This is a genomic window from Ramlibacter sp. WS9 (genome assembly GCF_003797765.1).
GTDB lineage: Bacteria > Pseudomonadota > Gammaproteobacteria > Burkholderiales > Burkholderiaceae_C > Ramlibacter.
The window spans coordinates 143,052-156,063 of record NZ_RKMB01000003.1 but is presented as its reverse complement, the minus strand read 5'-3'; the positions used below and the strand labels follow the sequence as shown (position 1 = coordinate 156,063).

At 64.0% G+C, this 13,012-nt stretch carries 11 protein-coding genes; 6 read left to right on the top strand and 5 right to left on the bottom strand.

What is annotated here, in order from left to right:
* Positions 1–58: 58 nt before the first annotated feature.
* The 4 genes from EEB15_RS06660 to EEB15_RS06645 all read right to left on the bottom strand — a co-directional run bounded on the left by EEB15_RS06660 (position 59) and on the right by EEB15_RS06645 (position 3,895).
* Positions 59–967: a LysR family transcriptional regulator gene (locus EEB15_RS06660; protein WP_158290018.1), complete on the bottom strand. Its 909-nt coding sequence runs from the start codon at positions 965–967 to the stop codon at positions 59–61.
* 143 nt (positions 968–1,110) lie between these two features.
* Positions 1,111–2,031, bottom strand: coding sequence for a fumarylacetoacetate hydrolase family protein (locus EEB15_RS06655; protein ID WP_141508908.1), 921 nt, complete (start codon positions 2,029–2,031; stop codon positions 1,111–1,113).
* 10 nt (positions 2,032–2,041) lie between these two features.
* On the bottom strand, positions 2,042–2,809 hold the full coding sequence (locus EEB15_RS06650) for a class II aldolase/adducin family protein (RefSeq protein ID WP_233259384.1): 768 nt from the start codon (positions 2,807–2,809) through the stop codon (positions 2,042–2,044).
* A 111-nt stretch (positions 2,810–2,920) separates the two neighbouring features.
* On the bottom strand, positions 2,921–3,895 hold the full coding sequence (locus tag EEB15_RS06645) for a LysR substrate-binding domain-containing protein (RefSeq protein ID WP_233259383.1): 975 nt from the start codon (positions 3,893–3,895) through the stop codon (positions 2,921–2,923).
* Here EEB15_RS06645 and EEB15_RS06640 point away from each other — a divergent pair.
* Both EEB15_RS06640 and EEB15_RS06635 read left to right on the top strand, forming a co-directional pair.
* On the top strand, positions 3,894–4,958 hold the full coding sequence (locus tag EEB15_RS06640) for a DUF1338 domain-containing protein (protein WP_233259382.1): 1,065 nt from the start codon (positions 3,894–3,896) through the stop codon (positions 4,956–4,958). The genes EEB15_RS06645 and EEB15_RS06640 overlap by 2 nt on opposite strands.
* Complete coding sequence (locus tag EEB15_RS06635) at positions 4,955–8,086, top strand: FAD-binding and (Fe-S)-binding domain-containing protein (RefSeq protein ID WP_141508904.1); 3,132 nt, start codon at positions 4,955–4,957, stop codon at positions 8,084–8,086. Before EEB15_RS06640 ends, EEB15_RS06635 begins: the two co-directional genes overlap by 4 nt.
* Here EEB15_RS06635 and EEB15_RS06630 read toward each other — a convergent pair.
* Positions 8,074–9,159: a porin gene (locus tag EEB15_RS06630; protein ID WP_141508903.1), complete on the bottom strand. Its 1,086-nt coding sequence runs from the start codon at positions 9,157–9,159 to the stop codon at positions 8,074–8,076. The genes EEB15_RS06635 and EEB15_RS06630 overlap by 13 nt on opposite strands.
* Positions 9,160–9,421: 262 nt before the next feature.
* Between EEB15_RS06630 and EEB15_RS06625 the strand changes: the two genes are divergently transcribed.
* Genes EEB15_RS06625 through EEB15_RS06610 form a run of 4 tightly spaced genes read left to right on the top strand, consistent with a single transcriptional unit; the run spans position 9,422 to position 12,940 of the window.
* Positions 9,422–10,441: a tripartite tricarboxylate transporter substrate binding protein gene (locus EEB15_RS06625; protein WP_141508901.1), complete on the top strand. Its 1,020-nt coding sequence runs from the start codon at positions 9,422–9,424 to the stop codon at positions 10,439–10,441.
* Entirely contained in the window at positions 10,438–11,610 is a 1,173-nt protein-coding gene (locus EEB15_RS06620) for a hypothetical protein (protein WP_141508899.1), read from the top strand. The genes EEB15_RS06625 and EEB15_RS06620 overlap by 4 nt, the downstream gene beginning before the upstream one ends.
* A 5-nt stretch (positions 11,611–11,615) precedes the next feature.
* Positions 11,616–12,575 (top strand): tripartite tricarboxylate transporter substrate binding protein, encoded by a 960-nt coding sequence (locus tag EEB15_RS06615; RefSeq protein ID WP_158290017.1) that lies wholly within the window; start codon positions 11,616–11,618, stop codon positions 12,573–12,575.
* An 11-nt stretch (positions 12,576–12,586) separates the two neighbouring features.
* Positions 12,587–12,940, top strand: a complete 354-nt coding sequence (locus EEB15_RS06610; protein WP_141508895.1) for an NIPSNAP family protein — start codon at positions 12,587–12,589, stop codon at positions 12,938–12,940.
* The last annotated feature ends 72 nt before the right edge of the window (positions 12,941–13,012 follow it).

Sequence of the window (13,012 nt, the reverse complement as noted above, 5' to 3'; positions counted from 1 at the left end):
CCAACTGGCCTCCACGGAACCCGGTGCGATTCAGTTCGCGCGCTGAACCGGGACTTGGTCAAGTTGGATGACTACTGAGGGTCGCTGATTGCGCATCTTCACCAGTCAACGCCAAAAAGTTGGTGACGGTGGCCGGCACGCTTTCCTTCTTCCACGCCAGTAGAAGTTCACTCGTGGTCCGGGCTCCCGCCAGCCGGCGGTACACGACGTTGCGAATCCTGAGGCGACTCATGGATTGAGGAACAACGGCGATACCGGCACCCGAGGCCACCAGGCCGATCACGGTGGACAGAGGATTGGCCTCCATCACGATCTGCGGAGAGAATCCAGCCTCGCCGCAGATGCGCAGCAGGAGCTCGAAAAAGCCCGGGCCATCCTGACGCGTGAAAGAGATGAACTTGTCGCGTGACAGGTCGGGGAGGTTGATCGTGCGTTGCGCCGCCAGTGGGTGATCCCGGGGCAGGACAACGATCGAAGGCTCGAGAAAGAGCAGCCTGGAGCTCAGTTGCTCGTGGATCAGCTGATGGCGAAGGAACCCCAGGTCCAAGTCGCCGGCGACCAGCATCTCGACCTGCTTAGACACCGTCAACTGGTGCAGCACGATTTCCACATCCGGGTAGGTACGCCTGAATCTCCCGATCAGCGTCGGAATCGAGGTGTAGATCATGGACCCCACGAATCCGACCCGCAGCGTTCCAGTCTCGCCGCGTTCAGCGCGCCTTGCCACTTCCGGCGCCCGTGTCGCCAGTTCCAACAGGCGACGCGCCTCAGGCAGGAGCGCCTTGCCGGCGGCCGTCAGTGCTACCGACTGGCGTGAGCGTTCCAGCAGCCGCATGCCGAGTTGGTCTTCCAGCCGTGCGATTTGCCGACTCAGCGGCGGCTGCGAAATGTGCATTCGCAAGGCCGCACGGGTGAAACTCAATTCTTCGGCCACGGCCACAAACAATGCGACCTGACGCAGGTCCAAGGTTCGCGACGAGTCCGCCATGATGAATGGGCCTTGCCCCGGGAGATGTCGAATGCTGCAGATCATATGCGAGGCATGCAGCATGGCGCACCTGAAAGTAGGGCGGGACCGGGCCTACGCAAACAGCGCGTCAACCGTATGACTCATCGCAAGACCTTCGGTGCGTACGCTGCCCGGTCGTAGCCGTGTCCAGCTGGCGCAACAAGGGCATCCACCACGATGTTGGAGAGTGTGCAAACGCCCTCGATGGACATCTCGATTTCATCGCCTGCCTTCAGCCACTTCGGAGGCGTCATGCCTGCAGCCACGCCAGATGGCGTGCCGGTGGCGATGAGATCGCCTGGACGCAATCCCACCGTATGGGAGACCAGCGAGACCAGCATCGGCACGTCGAAGACCAGGTCGGCCGTGTTCGAGTCCTGCGCCGTGCTGCCGTTGATGCGGGTGGAGATGCGCAGCCCGTGCGCTCCCGGCGGCACGTCGTCAGCCGTCACCATCTCGGGGCCTAGCGCGCTGCTGGCCGGAAAATTCTTTCCGAGCGTGATGTTGCTGTAGCGCTCCTGAAAGTCGCGCACCGAGCCGTCGTTCATCAATGTGTAGCCGGCCACGAAGTCAAGCGCCCGCTCGATCGGCACATGGCGGCCGGCGCGCCCGACAACGATGACCAGCTCCGCCTCGTAGTCGAACTGTTCTGAATTTCCCGGTCGTTCGAGTGGTTGCCGGTGGGCGACGAAAGCCGGCAGGCCTTTCAAGAAGCAGCTGGGTTCCTTTGGAAACGGCTTCGCCCGCTCTCGAATGTGCGCCGCATAGTTGCTGCCGACGCAAGTGACGCAATGCGGTTCATTGAGGCGCAGGTAAGTGACGGCCGCGGGATCGACCAGCGAGGAGCCATCGGCGCTCGCAACGGCGGATCGCGCTGCAGCCAGCCCATCAGGCCCCAAGGCCAGGAGGTCGGTGAGTCCTTTGTTCCAGCGCAGCGGCGAGCGGGACAGATCGACAAAGTTGGCGCCCTTGCGAACAGCCACGAAGCGGCGGCCATCCGTTTCGACGTAGGCGAGTTTCATTGCCAGCGTTTCAAAACCGGTATGTGGGGTCGACTGCGTCGAGGCGCCGCAGCCAGGCCGGCCAATCCGCTCCAGCTCGGCCCGTGTTGTGAGACGAAAGCTGCTTGCGGGCGGACTCGCAGGCACCCTGCGAAATCTCAACAGCCTCGCCGCCCGCGCCTTCGATCTGCAACTGGATCTTGCAGGCGCTGACCAGATAGCGCATCAAGGAGAACGCACCCCACGCGGTTTCTGATACCGTGACGGCTCCGTGATTGCGCAGCAGCAGTGCCACGCCGTTCCTGCCCAGGGCCTTCATCATCCGCGGGCCTTCTTCAAGAGACTCGGTGAGGCCTTCGTAGGGGTGATAGCCGAGCTGCTCGTAGAACCGCAGTGCTGCCTGGCAATACATGCGCAGGCCCCGCCGCAGCGCGCCCACCGCCACAACTTCAGGCACATGGACGTGCAGTGCACAGTTCACGTCGGACCTGGCTTTCAGGATCGTGCTGTGCAGCACGAACCCGGGACGGTTCACGCCGGAGCGCTCGTCAAGGTCATCATCCATGGAGACGCGAACGAGGTTGGAAGCCGTGACTTCCGCGTAACCGAGCTCGTGCGGCTTGATGAGGAACTCGCGAGGGGAGCCCGGCACCCGCATGGAGATGTGGTTGAAGATCCCTTCGCCCCAGCCGCTTTGCTCGACGAGACGGTACATCGCGGCGAGATTGACTCGAGCCAATTTTTCGTGCTGGGCAGTATCCGCGGTTGCGGCTTCGACCGGTGCGGCGTGCAATTCCAATTCATCCTCCGTTTGTCGCAAGCCCGCACTATGGAAGGGCCGACGCATGCAGTCCAATACTCTTTGGGGCACACGTAATACCGCATTGGTATGAACAGACTGGGGTCGCTTTCAAGCAGGTACCGGATTGTTTGCCGCTTCCTCCATCAGCCATTGCCGAAAATGCAACAACGGCGCCCACTCGCTCTTGGCCGCCGGCCTTGCAAGAAAGTACCCTTGCTCTGCGCTGCCAACGCAGGGGCCGAATGGAATCACAAGCTGGCGGGACGCAAGTTCATCGAGCACCAGGAAGCGCGGGAGCACCGCGACGCCCAGGCCGGCCGCCGCCGCCTGCGACACCATGCTGAACAGCTCGAACTTTGCCCCCCTGGTCGAAGGGATGCTGCCAACGCCGGCACGCGACAACCAGTCCGTCCAGGCATGTTCGCGCGAGCTCAGGTGCAGTAGCGCCGCATCGGCCAAATCCTCGGGGCGGCGCAACTGCGGTCTCACCGAGGGGCTGCAGACCACCACCAATTCTTCCCCCATCAGCCGATCGCACAGGACGCGGTCCTCTTGCAGTGGCGAGCCGAAATAAACCGCGGCATCCCACCGGTTGGTTGTCAGGTCAGGTCCGCCCACGCTGCTCACCAGGTTGACCGCGACGCCCGGCCACTGCGTCGCAAACCGCGGCAGCCGCGGAATCAGCCACTTGGCGGCAAAGGTCGGCGGGACGCCGATGTTGAGGCTGCTGCCGCTGCGCTGGCTGGTAATTGTTTCGAGGATCGCTCCTTCCAGGTTATTGAGCGCGGGGGTGATGCGGCTTTGGAAGAGGCGGCCCGCATCGGTGAACTGCAGACGCTGCCGCGCCCGCACAAACAGCGCAATCCCGAGGAAATCTTCGAGCCCCTGAATCTGCTGGCTGATGGCGCTCTGGCTCAGTGACAGTTCTTTTCCTGCCTGCGTGAAGCTCAGGGCTCTGGCTGCCGCCTCGAACGCCAGAAGCATAGTGGTCGACGGGAGTCTGCGACGCATTTCATTGACTTTGCTAATGATCTCATGCGCATTATGCGTTTGCGCTCCGCGTTCTCCGAAGTGAAACTTCATGCCGATCCGACAAACTCACTTTGAAAGAGGGCGCTACTTCATGAGCAATATTGAGAAACTCCTGGTTGATCTTCAGGGCGCGGACTGGACGTGGAAAGCATTCGACCGCATCGCTGTAAAACCCCCGCTCTTGGGCCCGCAATCGGAATCGGTGACGCAGGCTGAGCTCGCGCAAGCGTTGAACATGCTGCTGTTTGCCGACCTGATCGAACGAGTGCCCGCGGGGCGTGCCTATGTGGAGGATGTCATTCACTCGGGTGGCAAGGTCCACTTCGACCACGGCGCGCTGCGTACCGTGCGATGGCCAACTGGCGCCCTTCCGCGTGGCGAGGAGGCGATCACGCGCGTGTTGAGGGCGCTGGGATACCGGCACAACGGAACTTACCCATTGGAGCGGCTCAAAATGACGGGACGCTCCTGGGCGCACGCGGAATTCCCCGAGGAGATTGCCCAGTTCTTCGTGTCCGAGCTTCATCCGGAACGGTTCTCCGCGTCTTTTCAGCTTGCGGTGAGCCGCGTCATCGGCGCTTCGCGAGATCCGCTGACTCCCCAGCATGCCGGGCTGCTCGAGCAGCTCGCGCGCGACCAATCGCTTTCTCATGCGGAGGCGCTGATACTCCTTCCCGCCATGCAAGCCTGTTTCGCGCGGCACCACGGCGTGTTTCCGCTGTGTGATTACGAGTTGCTTCTGGCCGAATCGGCCGAAATGGCGTGGATCGCCACGGAGGGCAACGCGTTCAATCACGCGACCGACCGTGTCGAGGACGTAGAGGCGGTCGCCGTGGCGCAGCGGCGACTGGGTCGCCCGATCAAGGACGTGGTGGAAGTTTCGAAGTCCGGCCGGGTGCGACAGACGGCCTTCCGGGCCGCGCTTGTCGATCGTGAGTTCACCGATGAGCAGGGCAGGGTGGTGCGCCGGAGCGTACCCGGTTCGTTCTACGAGTTCATTTCGCGCGGGCACGTGGATGAAGCGGGGGGCGAGAAGACCCTCGATCTGCAGTTCGACGCAGGCAATGCGACCGCGATCTTCGGGATGACCACCGCGAGCCCGGTGCTGGCATGACGGCCACGCCGCTTCGAGGCGGGGCCGCGGCACCGCCGACCGCGCGCAGGGCCATCGCGATCGCCCGGATTCCATTCGATGCGCCTGCTAGCGCATCAACCCAAGCTTTTCTGCGGGAGCTGACGGATGCGGGTTTCTCCGGGGAAGCTGGCGCGGGTGCCGGGGACCGGGTTGTCCTCGCCACGGACAACTCGATCTATCAGCGCCTGCCTCAGGCCGTGGTCTATCCGCGCCACGCCGACGACGTCGCATGCCTCGCGCGCCTCCTGGCGGAGCCTCGTCATCGGCGGATCAGCGTGGCACCGCGCGGCGGTGGCACCGGCACGAACGGCCAGGCGCTGACCGACGGGATCGTCGTCGATCTTTCGCGCCACATGAACCGCATCATCGAAATCGATCATGTCAACCGTCGCGCCCGCGTGCAGGCGGGGGTGGTGAAGGACCAGCTGAATGCGGCGTTGCGGCCGCACGGCCTGTTCTTCGCACCCGAACTCTCCACGTCCAATCGCGCCACGATTGGCGGCATGGTGGCGACGGACGCCAGCGGACAGGGCAGCTGCACATACGGCAAGACACGGGACCATGTCCTGGCGCTCGAGGTGGTGCTTCGCGGTGGCGAGCGGCTGCGCAGCGAGCCCGTCGACGCTCCCGCGCTGCGGACGCTATGCGAGCGGCAAGACCGCATCGGCGACGTCTACCGCACCGCGGAGCGCATTGCGCGCGAAGAGGCCGGCATGATCGCCGCTCGCTTCCCGCGCTTGAACCGCTGCCTGACCGGATATGACCTCGCGCACCTCGAGCGCCCCGATGGGCGCTTCGATCTGAACAGCGTCTTGTGCGGTTCGGAAGGAACCCTGGCGTTCACGGTGGAGGCTACCCTGAACCTCCTGCCGTTGCCGCGCCATTCCATGCTGGTGAACCTGCGCTACGCCAGCTTCATGGACGCATTGCGAGATGCGCAGGCGCTCATGGCGCATAGGCCCCTGTCCATCGAGACCGTGGACTCGAAGGTACTGACTCTGGCGCGGGGAGACATCGTCTGGCCCCCTATCGCGGAGTTCTTTCCCCGCGCCGACGCACAGGAAGCCATGGGCATCAACCTGGTGGAGTTCGCGGGCGAGGATGAGGCCTTGCTGCTGCGCCAGGTCGATGCGTTCTGCGCAGCCCTCGCGGCGGAGGGTTGCACTACGCGCCTGGGCCACACCATCGCGAAGTCTGCCGCCGCCGTGGAACAGATCTACGGCATGCGCAAACGGGCGGTGGGCCTGTTGGGCAACACGCTGGGCGAAGCGCGTCCCCAGCCGTTTGTCGAAGACACAGCCGTTCCGCCCGAGCACCTGGCCGAATACATCGCCGAGTTCCGAGCGCTGCTGGACAGCCACGGCGTGGCGTACGGAATGTTCGGCCACGTCGATGCAGGCGTGCTGCATGTGCGCCCCGCGCTAGACATGAAGGACCCGCAGCAGGCCGCCCTGGTGCGCCCCATTTCGGATAGCGTGGCCGCGCTCACACGCAAGTACGGCGGCCTCCTGTGGGGTGAGCACGGCAAGGGCGTTCGCTCCGAGTATGTGCCTGAAGTGTTCGGGCCGCTCTACCCGGCGTTGCAGGCGCTCAAGGCCGCGTTCGACCCGTACGACCAACTCAATCCGGGCAAGATCGCGGTCACCGCGGACTCGCGGGACAAGCAGCTATTGCGCATCGACGGCGTTCCCCTGAGAGGTGAGTACGATCGGCAGATTGAGGCCCGCATCTGGCAAAGCTTCGGCAATGCGATGCATTGCAACGGCAACGGCGCCTGCTACAACTTCGATCCGGATGACGCGATGTGCCCATCCTGGAAAGCCACCCGGCAACGCGAGCAGTCACCCAAGGGCCGGGCGACGCTGATGCGCGAGTGGCTGCGGCGACAGGGGCTGGCAGGTGTCAACGTACTGGACGCGACGCTTCGGCCGCCCCGATGGTGGCGCACATTCGCGTTGCGTTGCCAGGAACTCGTGCGTCCTGGGCCGGCGCGTGACGACTTCTCGCACGTTGTCTACGAAGCGATGTCGGGCTGTCTCGCTTGCAAGTCGTGTGCAGGGCAGTGTCCGGTCCGGGTCGACATACCGGACGTCCGAGCGCGCTTTCTGGAGCTCTACCACCAGCGCTACCGCCGTCCGATCAAAGACTATGCGGTGGGCATGCTGGAGCAGGCCGCGCCGTACATGGGGCGCATGGCCGGTGTCAGCAACGCGGTGATGGGCTCACGCGTGGGACGTTGGGCTCAGGCCCGCATCGGACTCGTGGACGCACCGACGCTGAGCGGCTTCAGCATCGGCCCCGTCCTTCGTCGATGGGGTGTCGAAACGGCGCAGCCCCAGGTGCTGGGCCGATTGAGCGAGGCGCAGCGCAAACAGTCCGTCATCCTCGTGCCCGATGCGTTCACGCGCTACTTCGACACGGAGGTGTTCGGTGCACTCGTTGAGCTGGCTGGCCTTTTGGGCATGCGAGTGTTCATGGCGCCGTACTTGCCGAATGGCAAGCCGCTCCAAGTGCACGGGTTCCGGCAACACTTCGAGCGCGTGGCGGGTCGCAACGCCGCCGCGCTTGGCGCGATAGCTTCGTTCGGAGTGCCGATGGTCGGGCTGGACCCCGCCGTGACACTGACCTACCGCCAGGAGTACCGAAAGCTCGGGGGAGCGGCATCGGATCTGCAGGTGATGCTGCCGCAAGAGTGGTTGGCCTCGGTGGCGCTTCCCGCGACGGTCAGGAAGGAGCCTGATGCGACTGGCTTGCGGGAGTTCGTGCTGCTGCCGCACTGCACGGAGAGGACCACCGCGCCGCAGGCCACCGCGCTCTGGACCGAAGTCTGCTCGCGCTTTGGAGTTGCCCTGGCCACAGGTGTCGCTGGCTGCTGCGGGATGGCGGGAACCTACGGCCATGAACGGCGGCACCGAGCCACCTCCGAGGCGATCTTCGGCTCTTCATGGGGGCGGCTGCTCGCGCAGCCCGGCAAGTCCGACAGTGCGCACCGGGAGGTGCTTGCCACCGGGTACTCCTGCCGCTGCCAGACGCGGCGGTTTGCCCAGCAAAGTCTGCGCCACCCCGTCCAATTGCTGGTCGAGGTGCTTCGCGATCAGAAGCTGTGACGCAAACCCACCTCGTACGCGGTAGTATCACCACCGGGCGAGGGCGCTCCGGATCCATTGGAGAATCTCGCTGCTCCCCGATTCGACACGCGCGCGTAGTGCACGTAGGCGGCAGACCGCTTGGAGAGGTTGTGCACGTAACCCAGACCCAACAGAGTCGCACCGTCATCTGTCGCACTGGTTGTGATCCGGGCGCGCGCAAACGAGGCCTTCAGTTCGCCCGCGCCTACCGGCACCACGAGCCCGACCTGGTAGTCGCGCTGCTTCAGCGGAACAGCGGACTTCACCGTCGACTGGTTCCACAGGGCAGATACCTTTGCGACCTTGAAGTCATACGCGCCGTAGAGGTTCGAGTTGCTGAAGTCGCCGGCGAGGTACTCAGTCCTGCTCGTGGCGATCGCCCCGTCGATCGGGCCTTTTGCGAATCCAACGCGTGCGCCAATATAAGTCCCGTCTTTCCTGTTGGTGACGTTCGAGGCGTTTTCCCCAAGCATGTAGTTCACTTGGCCGTAGAAGCCGCCCAGATCCGCTGGAAGATGGTATGCGACGGAGTTCGATGCCCGCACGAAAGTCACCGCATTGACCGCGCCAGTGCCAACGAGACTGCGAATGGAGGCGACACCCGTTGCGGAGAAGGGGTCAGAACGAGTGACGTTCCAGTATGAAGGCACGTAGTCCCGGCCCAAGCGCACCTCGCCCCAGGTGCCCATCAGGCTGACTGTCGCGCGGCGATCGAACGTCAATCCCTGTGTTCCGGCTGGAGCGGAACTGCCACCATTCGCTTGATTGTTGACGTTGGTTGCCGCGCCCTGTCCGTTGTCCACACTGAGCGTTGCCTCCAACCAGAAACCCGCACCCATTCCGCCGCCGAGGTCCTCCTGCCCGCGAAAGCCGATTCGACTGGTGTTGTTGCCACCGGACGCCACTCTCGTTGCGGAGCCGACGCCATCGGCCCGCAAGTTCTGGACAGAGACATCGGCCACGCCAAAGAGCGTTACGGTCGATTGCCCGAAGGCCACTGTTGCGACGCCATACGCGCCCGCCACTACCAATCCCTTGATCCCTCTTCTCATCGATGCTCCTTTGGTGTGCCGCAAGATCGCGGCCGGTGGCGATTCTCGGAACCAGGCCGCGACCGGTCCAATACCTTTGCCGGCGCGCGTGATACCCGTTCATGCATCGAGAGAGCGGAGGACTGTTATGACCGAACGGGTATCACGCGTTCCCGCAAAAGTATTGGCAGCAAGCTGACCGCGCTCCTAACATTTCCTCGCGCCATTGCATGAAGGACTACCCCTGCCGCGACGCGGCATGGAAATGAACGGAGACATTTGATTGAACAACCTGAACAACACCAGCGTCCATTCGGCAGCGCTGGATAACAGCCGGCGAGAACTGATGATCGGGATAGCGGCAACCTTGGTGGCAGGCGTCCCAGGGTTGGCGGCCGCGCAAGCCGACTGGCCAACAGGCCCTATCCGGATCATCGTTCCGCAGGGAACCGGCGGCGGGCTGGATTCCGTTGCCCGGATTTTGACAAAGGGTCTTGGCGAAGAGTTGAAGCAGCCCGTCATCGTCGACAACAAGCCGGGCGCCTCGGGCAACATCGGCGCGGAGTTGGTCGCCAAGGCCAAGCCGGACGGGCTGACGGTTCTGCTTGCAGTCAACCAGATGGTCACCATGGTTCCGCATCTCGTCACGACGCGAAGGTTCAACCCGGAAGCGGACCTGGTGCCAGTGACCCAGGTGTCGATGGGGGCCGGCTACATCCTCGCCGTCACGAACAGCCTGCCGGTGCGAAGCCTCAACGAACTGGTCCAGTACGGCCAGCGGAATCCAAACAAACTGTCCTTCGGAAGCTATGGTGTTGGGACCAGCCACCACATGTGCGCAGAGTTCCTGATGAGCCGTGCCGGTTTTCCGATGGTGCACGTTCCGTACTCGCGCTCACCCTCTCTCGACTTGATGTCCGGCCAGATCCACTTGCTGTTCGATTCGCATGTCGCGCTTCAGGAGTCGATCCGCGCCGGCAATGTCCGAGCCATCGCCGTGACCAGTCCGGGTCGCTCGCCAGTCTTTCCCCAGGTGCCCGCGATAAGCGAAACCTATCCAGGTTTCGAGGTGGTTGGCTGGCATGGGCTCTGGGCGCCGAAGGGCACGCCACAACCCATCGTCGATCGGCTGAGGGCCGCCGTGGTTCGTGTGCTGCAGACGGAGGAGGTGCGCAGGCCGCTCAAGGCCCTGAGCCTTACTCCCAAGGGAACATCGGGGCAGGAGATGGCGCGCCTTATTTCCGTCGAGTCCGCGATGTGGGGCGACACCATCCGCAAGGCGGGCATCAAGGCGCAGCTGTGACGGTGGCATCCGCAGCGAGCACACAGGCGACCGTGGCCGAGGCCGCCGCAGGTGACTTGCAGTCCGCCCTCGACCGCACCACGGTTGCGCGGGCATGGCTGGCTGGCGACTTTTCGCAGCGCTGGCAGCAGCGCGTGGACCGTGGCGGACCGTCGTTTGTGCTGCGCCTTGCAGCGCACAATCCGGCAGACGCGTTCGTAGTCCGCGAGGTGTTCACCCCCGCTTTCCGCGTCCTCCAGTCGATGTCGCACGGCCGCCTGTCGATCGAGCCGGTCTGGGGGGAGGGCAGCCACGTTCTGACCGATGGCTGGCGCATGGTGCGCGACGGCCTCATCGACATTACCGCCTGCTATTCGTCCAGGTCGCCCGAGCTGGGATTCAAGCTGTTCCAGGGGCTGTTCCTGCCGGGACTCTTTCCCGGTGCACATGTCGCCACCCTCGTGTCCGAGCTGCTCTATCGGCAGTGGCTAATGGCCGACTTCGACCGGCAAGGCGTCCGCATGGGCCGGCTGAAGGCGACCGCCGGCGACGTCGTCTTCTCGCGCCGCCCGATTCGAGCGCTCGACGACATGAGGGGATTGCGCATCAGCGCTTCTTCGGGCTGGCATGGAGAGATCTATCGCCAGCTCGGTGCGATCGTATGCATGAAGACCTCGCCGCAGGTGGCCGCGGCCATCGCTTCCGGCGAGATCGACGCCGCAGCGATGACGGATGGATCCGCGCAGGTGTTCGGAGTCGACAGAGTGACGCGGTACCGCCTCGAGACCGGTAGCCTGGGGCGGCTGAACCTCGAGTATTGCGTCTCCCCGCGTGCGTATTGCGCGCTGCCCTCTGACCTGCGCGCCGTGCTGGGCGCCTGGTTCAGTGGCCTGGCCCAAGCGGAGTGCCAGGTGTTCTACGGAGTGGGTGGCGCACAGGCGCGCATGCATTTCGCGCGGCAGGGCATGGAAACAACCCGGCTTGACAGGAACGAAACCCTGCGGCTGGCGTCATTCAACGCCATGGTGCAGGGCCGGTTCGTCGCCAACCTGGACGCCACCGGCTTGCCCGGCACCCGTTTCATGCGAGACCTGCTCGCCAACACCCGGCAGTTCGGCAAGGCCACAGAGAACGACCTGATGCAACTAGCGATCGACAGTCCCGTGGTAGGTATCAACGAGCCAGGATGACATCCATGAAAAAGACACTCGCGCAATTGACCCTTCTTGCGCTCGCTTGGTCACTTAACGCGCATGCGCAGCCACTCCCCGCCACCTACCGCTTCGTCAGCGGAAATCCGGCCGGCGGAACCAACGACATCATCACGCGCATCGTGGCATCCAAGGTTGCCGCCGATCTGAAAGCCACGACAGTGGTGGAAAACGTCGCCGGCGGTAGCGGGCTCATTGCGCAGGCGAAGCTGGTCACCAGTCCCGCCGACGGCGCAACGCTGATGGTGGCGGGTGCCAACCAGGTCTTGCTCGACGTGGTGAACGGGACCGACAAGATGCGTGAACTGGCCGGCCTGACGGGCGTTGCCGGCATTCCCCTGGTTCTGGTGGGGCGACGCACGCTGGAGCCGCGCTCCGTCGATGAGCTCGTGGCCTTCATGCGCAAGTCGGAGAACCGACTCACGGTGGGCGGAGGCGGTTCGGGGACCATGCCCCACATGGCAACTGCCCTGCTCCAGCAGCGCGCTGGTGTGACGCTGTCGTATGTGCCCTACCGGGGCGCCCCGAACATGTTGCCGGATCTGATGGGTGGCCATATCGATCTGGCTGTGTTGGTTCTGCCCGCCGCGTTGAGCAGCATCAGGGATGGCAGCGTGCGGGCGTACGGGCTGTTCTCGGGTGAGCGGGTGACAGTGGCGCCTGACATCCCGCTGCTGAGCGAGAGCCAGGCGCTCAACGCGATCAACCCGCTGGAAAGCTGGCTTGCCGTGTACGCGTCCGCCAGGACACCTCAGCCTTTGCGCGAAAAGCTGGGGGCGTCGCTCAGCGGCATTCTGCAGACGCCGGAAGTGCGAGCGGCCATCGCGAAAGTCGGCGCCACCCCGTTGGCGATGGATGCTTCGGCCGTAAGCCGAAAGATGGAAGCCGACGCCCACCTCTACCGCAAGCTCATCAAATCCAACAACCTGAAGTTCGAGCGCTAACTCGTTTCCCTATGATTATCGACCACCGCCTCTACACACTCAAGCCCGAGAAACTGAAGACATGGATGTCGGGCTGGGAGCATGTCGCACTGCCCTTGGAGAAGGAACTGCTGGGGACCTTCCTGGGGATGTTTACCACCGAGGTCGGCCCCAACCTGTCCGAGGTCATCCACATGTGGGCGTACGACAGCATGGGCGACCGGGAACTGCGACGCCAACGGCTGGCTGACGACCCGCGGTGGAAGGCATATCTGCTGACCACGACGGAGATGGCCCCGTTCGTTTCGCTCAGCTCGCGGATTATCCGGCCAACCTGTTTCTCGCCGATGCTGGAGCCGCGCTACGACGCCCCTCCAACGGCATAAGTGTTATGTCCCCGGCGCCCGGGCTCAGGGGTTTGCGCTGCCCATACTTGACCACGCAATGAGCGTTTTCAA

Excerpts from the sequence above, each read along its gene's own strand:
- EEB15_RS06655 (WP_141508908.1), bottom strand. The coding sequence starts at position 2,031 with ATGAAACTCGCCTACGTCGAAACGGATGGCCGCCGCTTCGTGGCTGTT.
- EEB15_RS06640 (WP_233259382.1), top strand. The coding sequence starts at position 3,894 with ATGCCGATCCGACAAACTCACTTTGAAAGAGGGCGCTACTTCATGAGC.
- EEB15_RS06645 (WP_233259383.1), bottom strand. The coding sequence starts at position 3,895 with ATGAAGTTTCACTTCGGAGAACGCGGAGCGCAAACGCATAATGCGCAT.
- EEB15_RS06635 (WP_141508904.1), top strand. The coding sequence starts at position 4,955 with ATGACGGCCACGCCGCTTCGAGGCGGGGCCGCGGCACCGCCGACCGCG.
- EEB15_RS06630 (WP_141508903.1), bottom strand. The coding sequence starts at position 9,159 with ATGAGAAGAGGGATCAAGGGATTGGTAGTGGCGGGCGCGTATGGCGTC.
- EEB15_RS06615 (WP_158290017.1), top strand. The coding sequence starts at position 11,616 with ATGAAAAAGACACTCGCGCAATTGACCCTTCTTGCGCTCGCTTGGTCA.
- EEB15_RS06610 (WP_141508895.1), top strand. The coding sequence starts at position 12,587 with ATGATTATCGACCACCGCCTCTACACACTCAAGCCCGAGAAACTGAAG.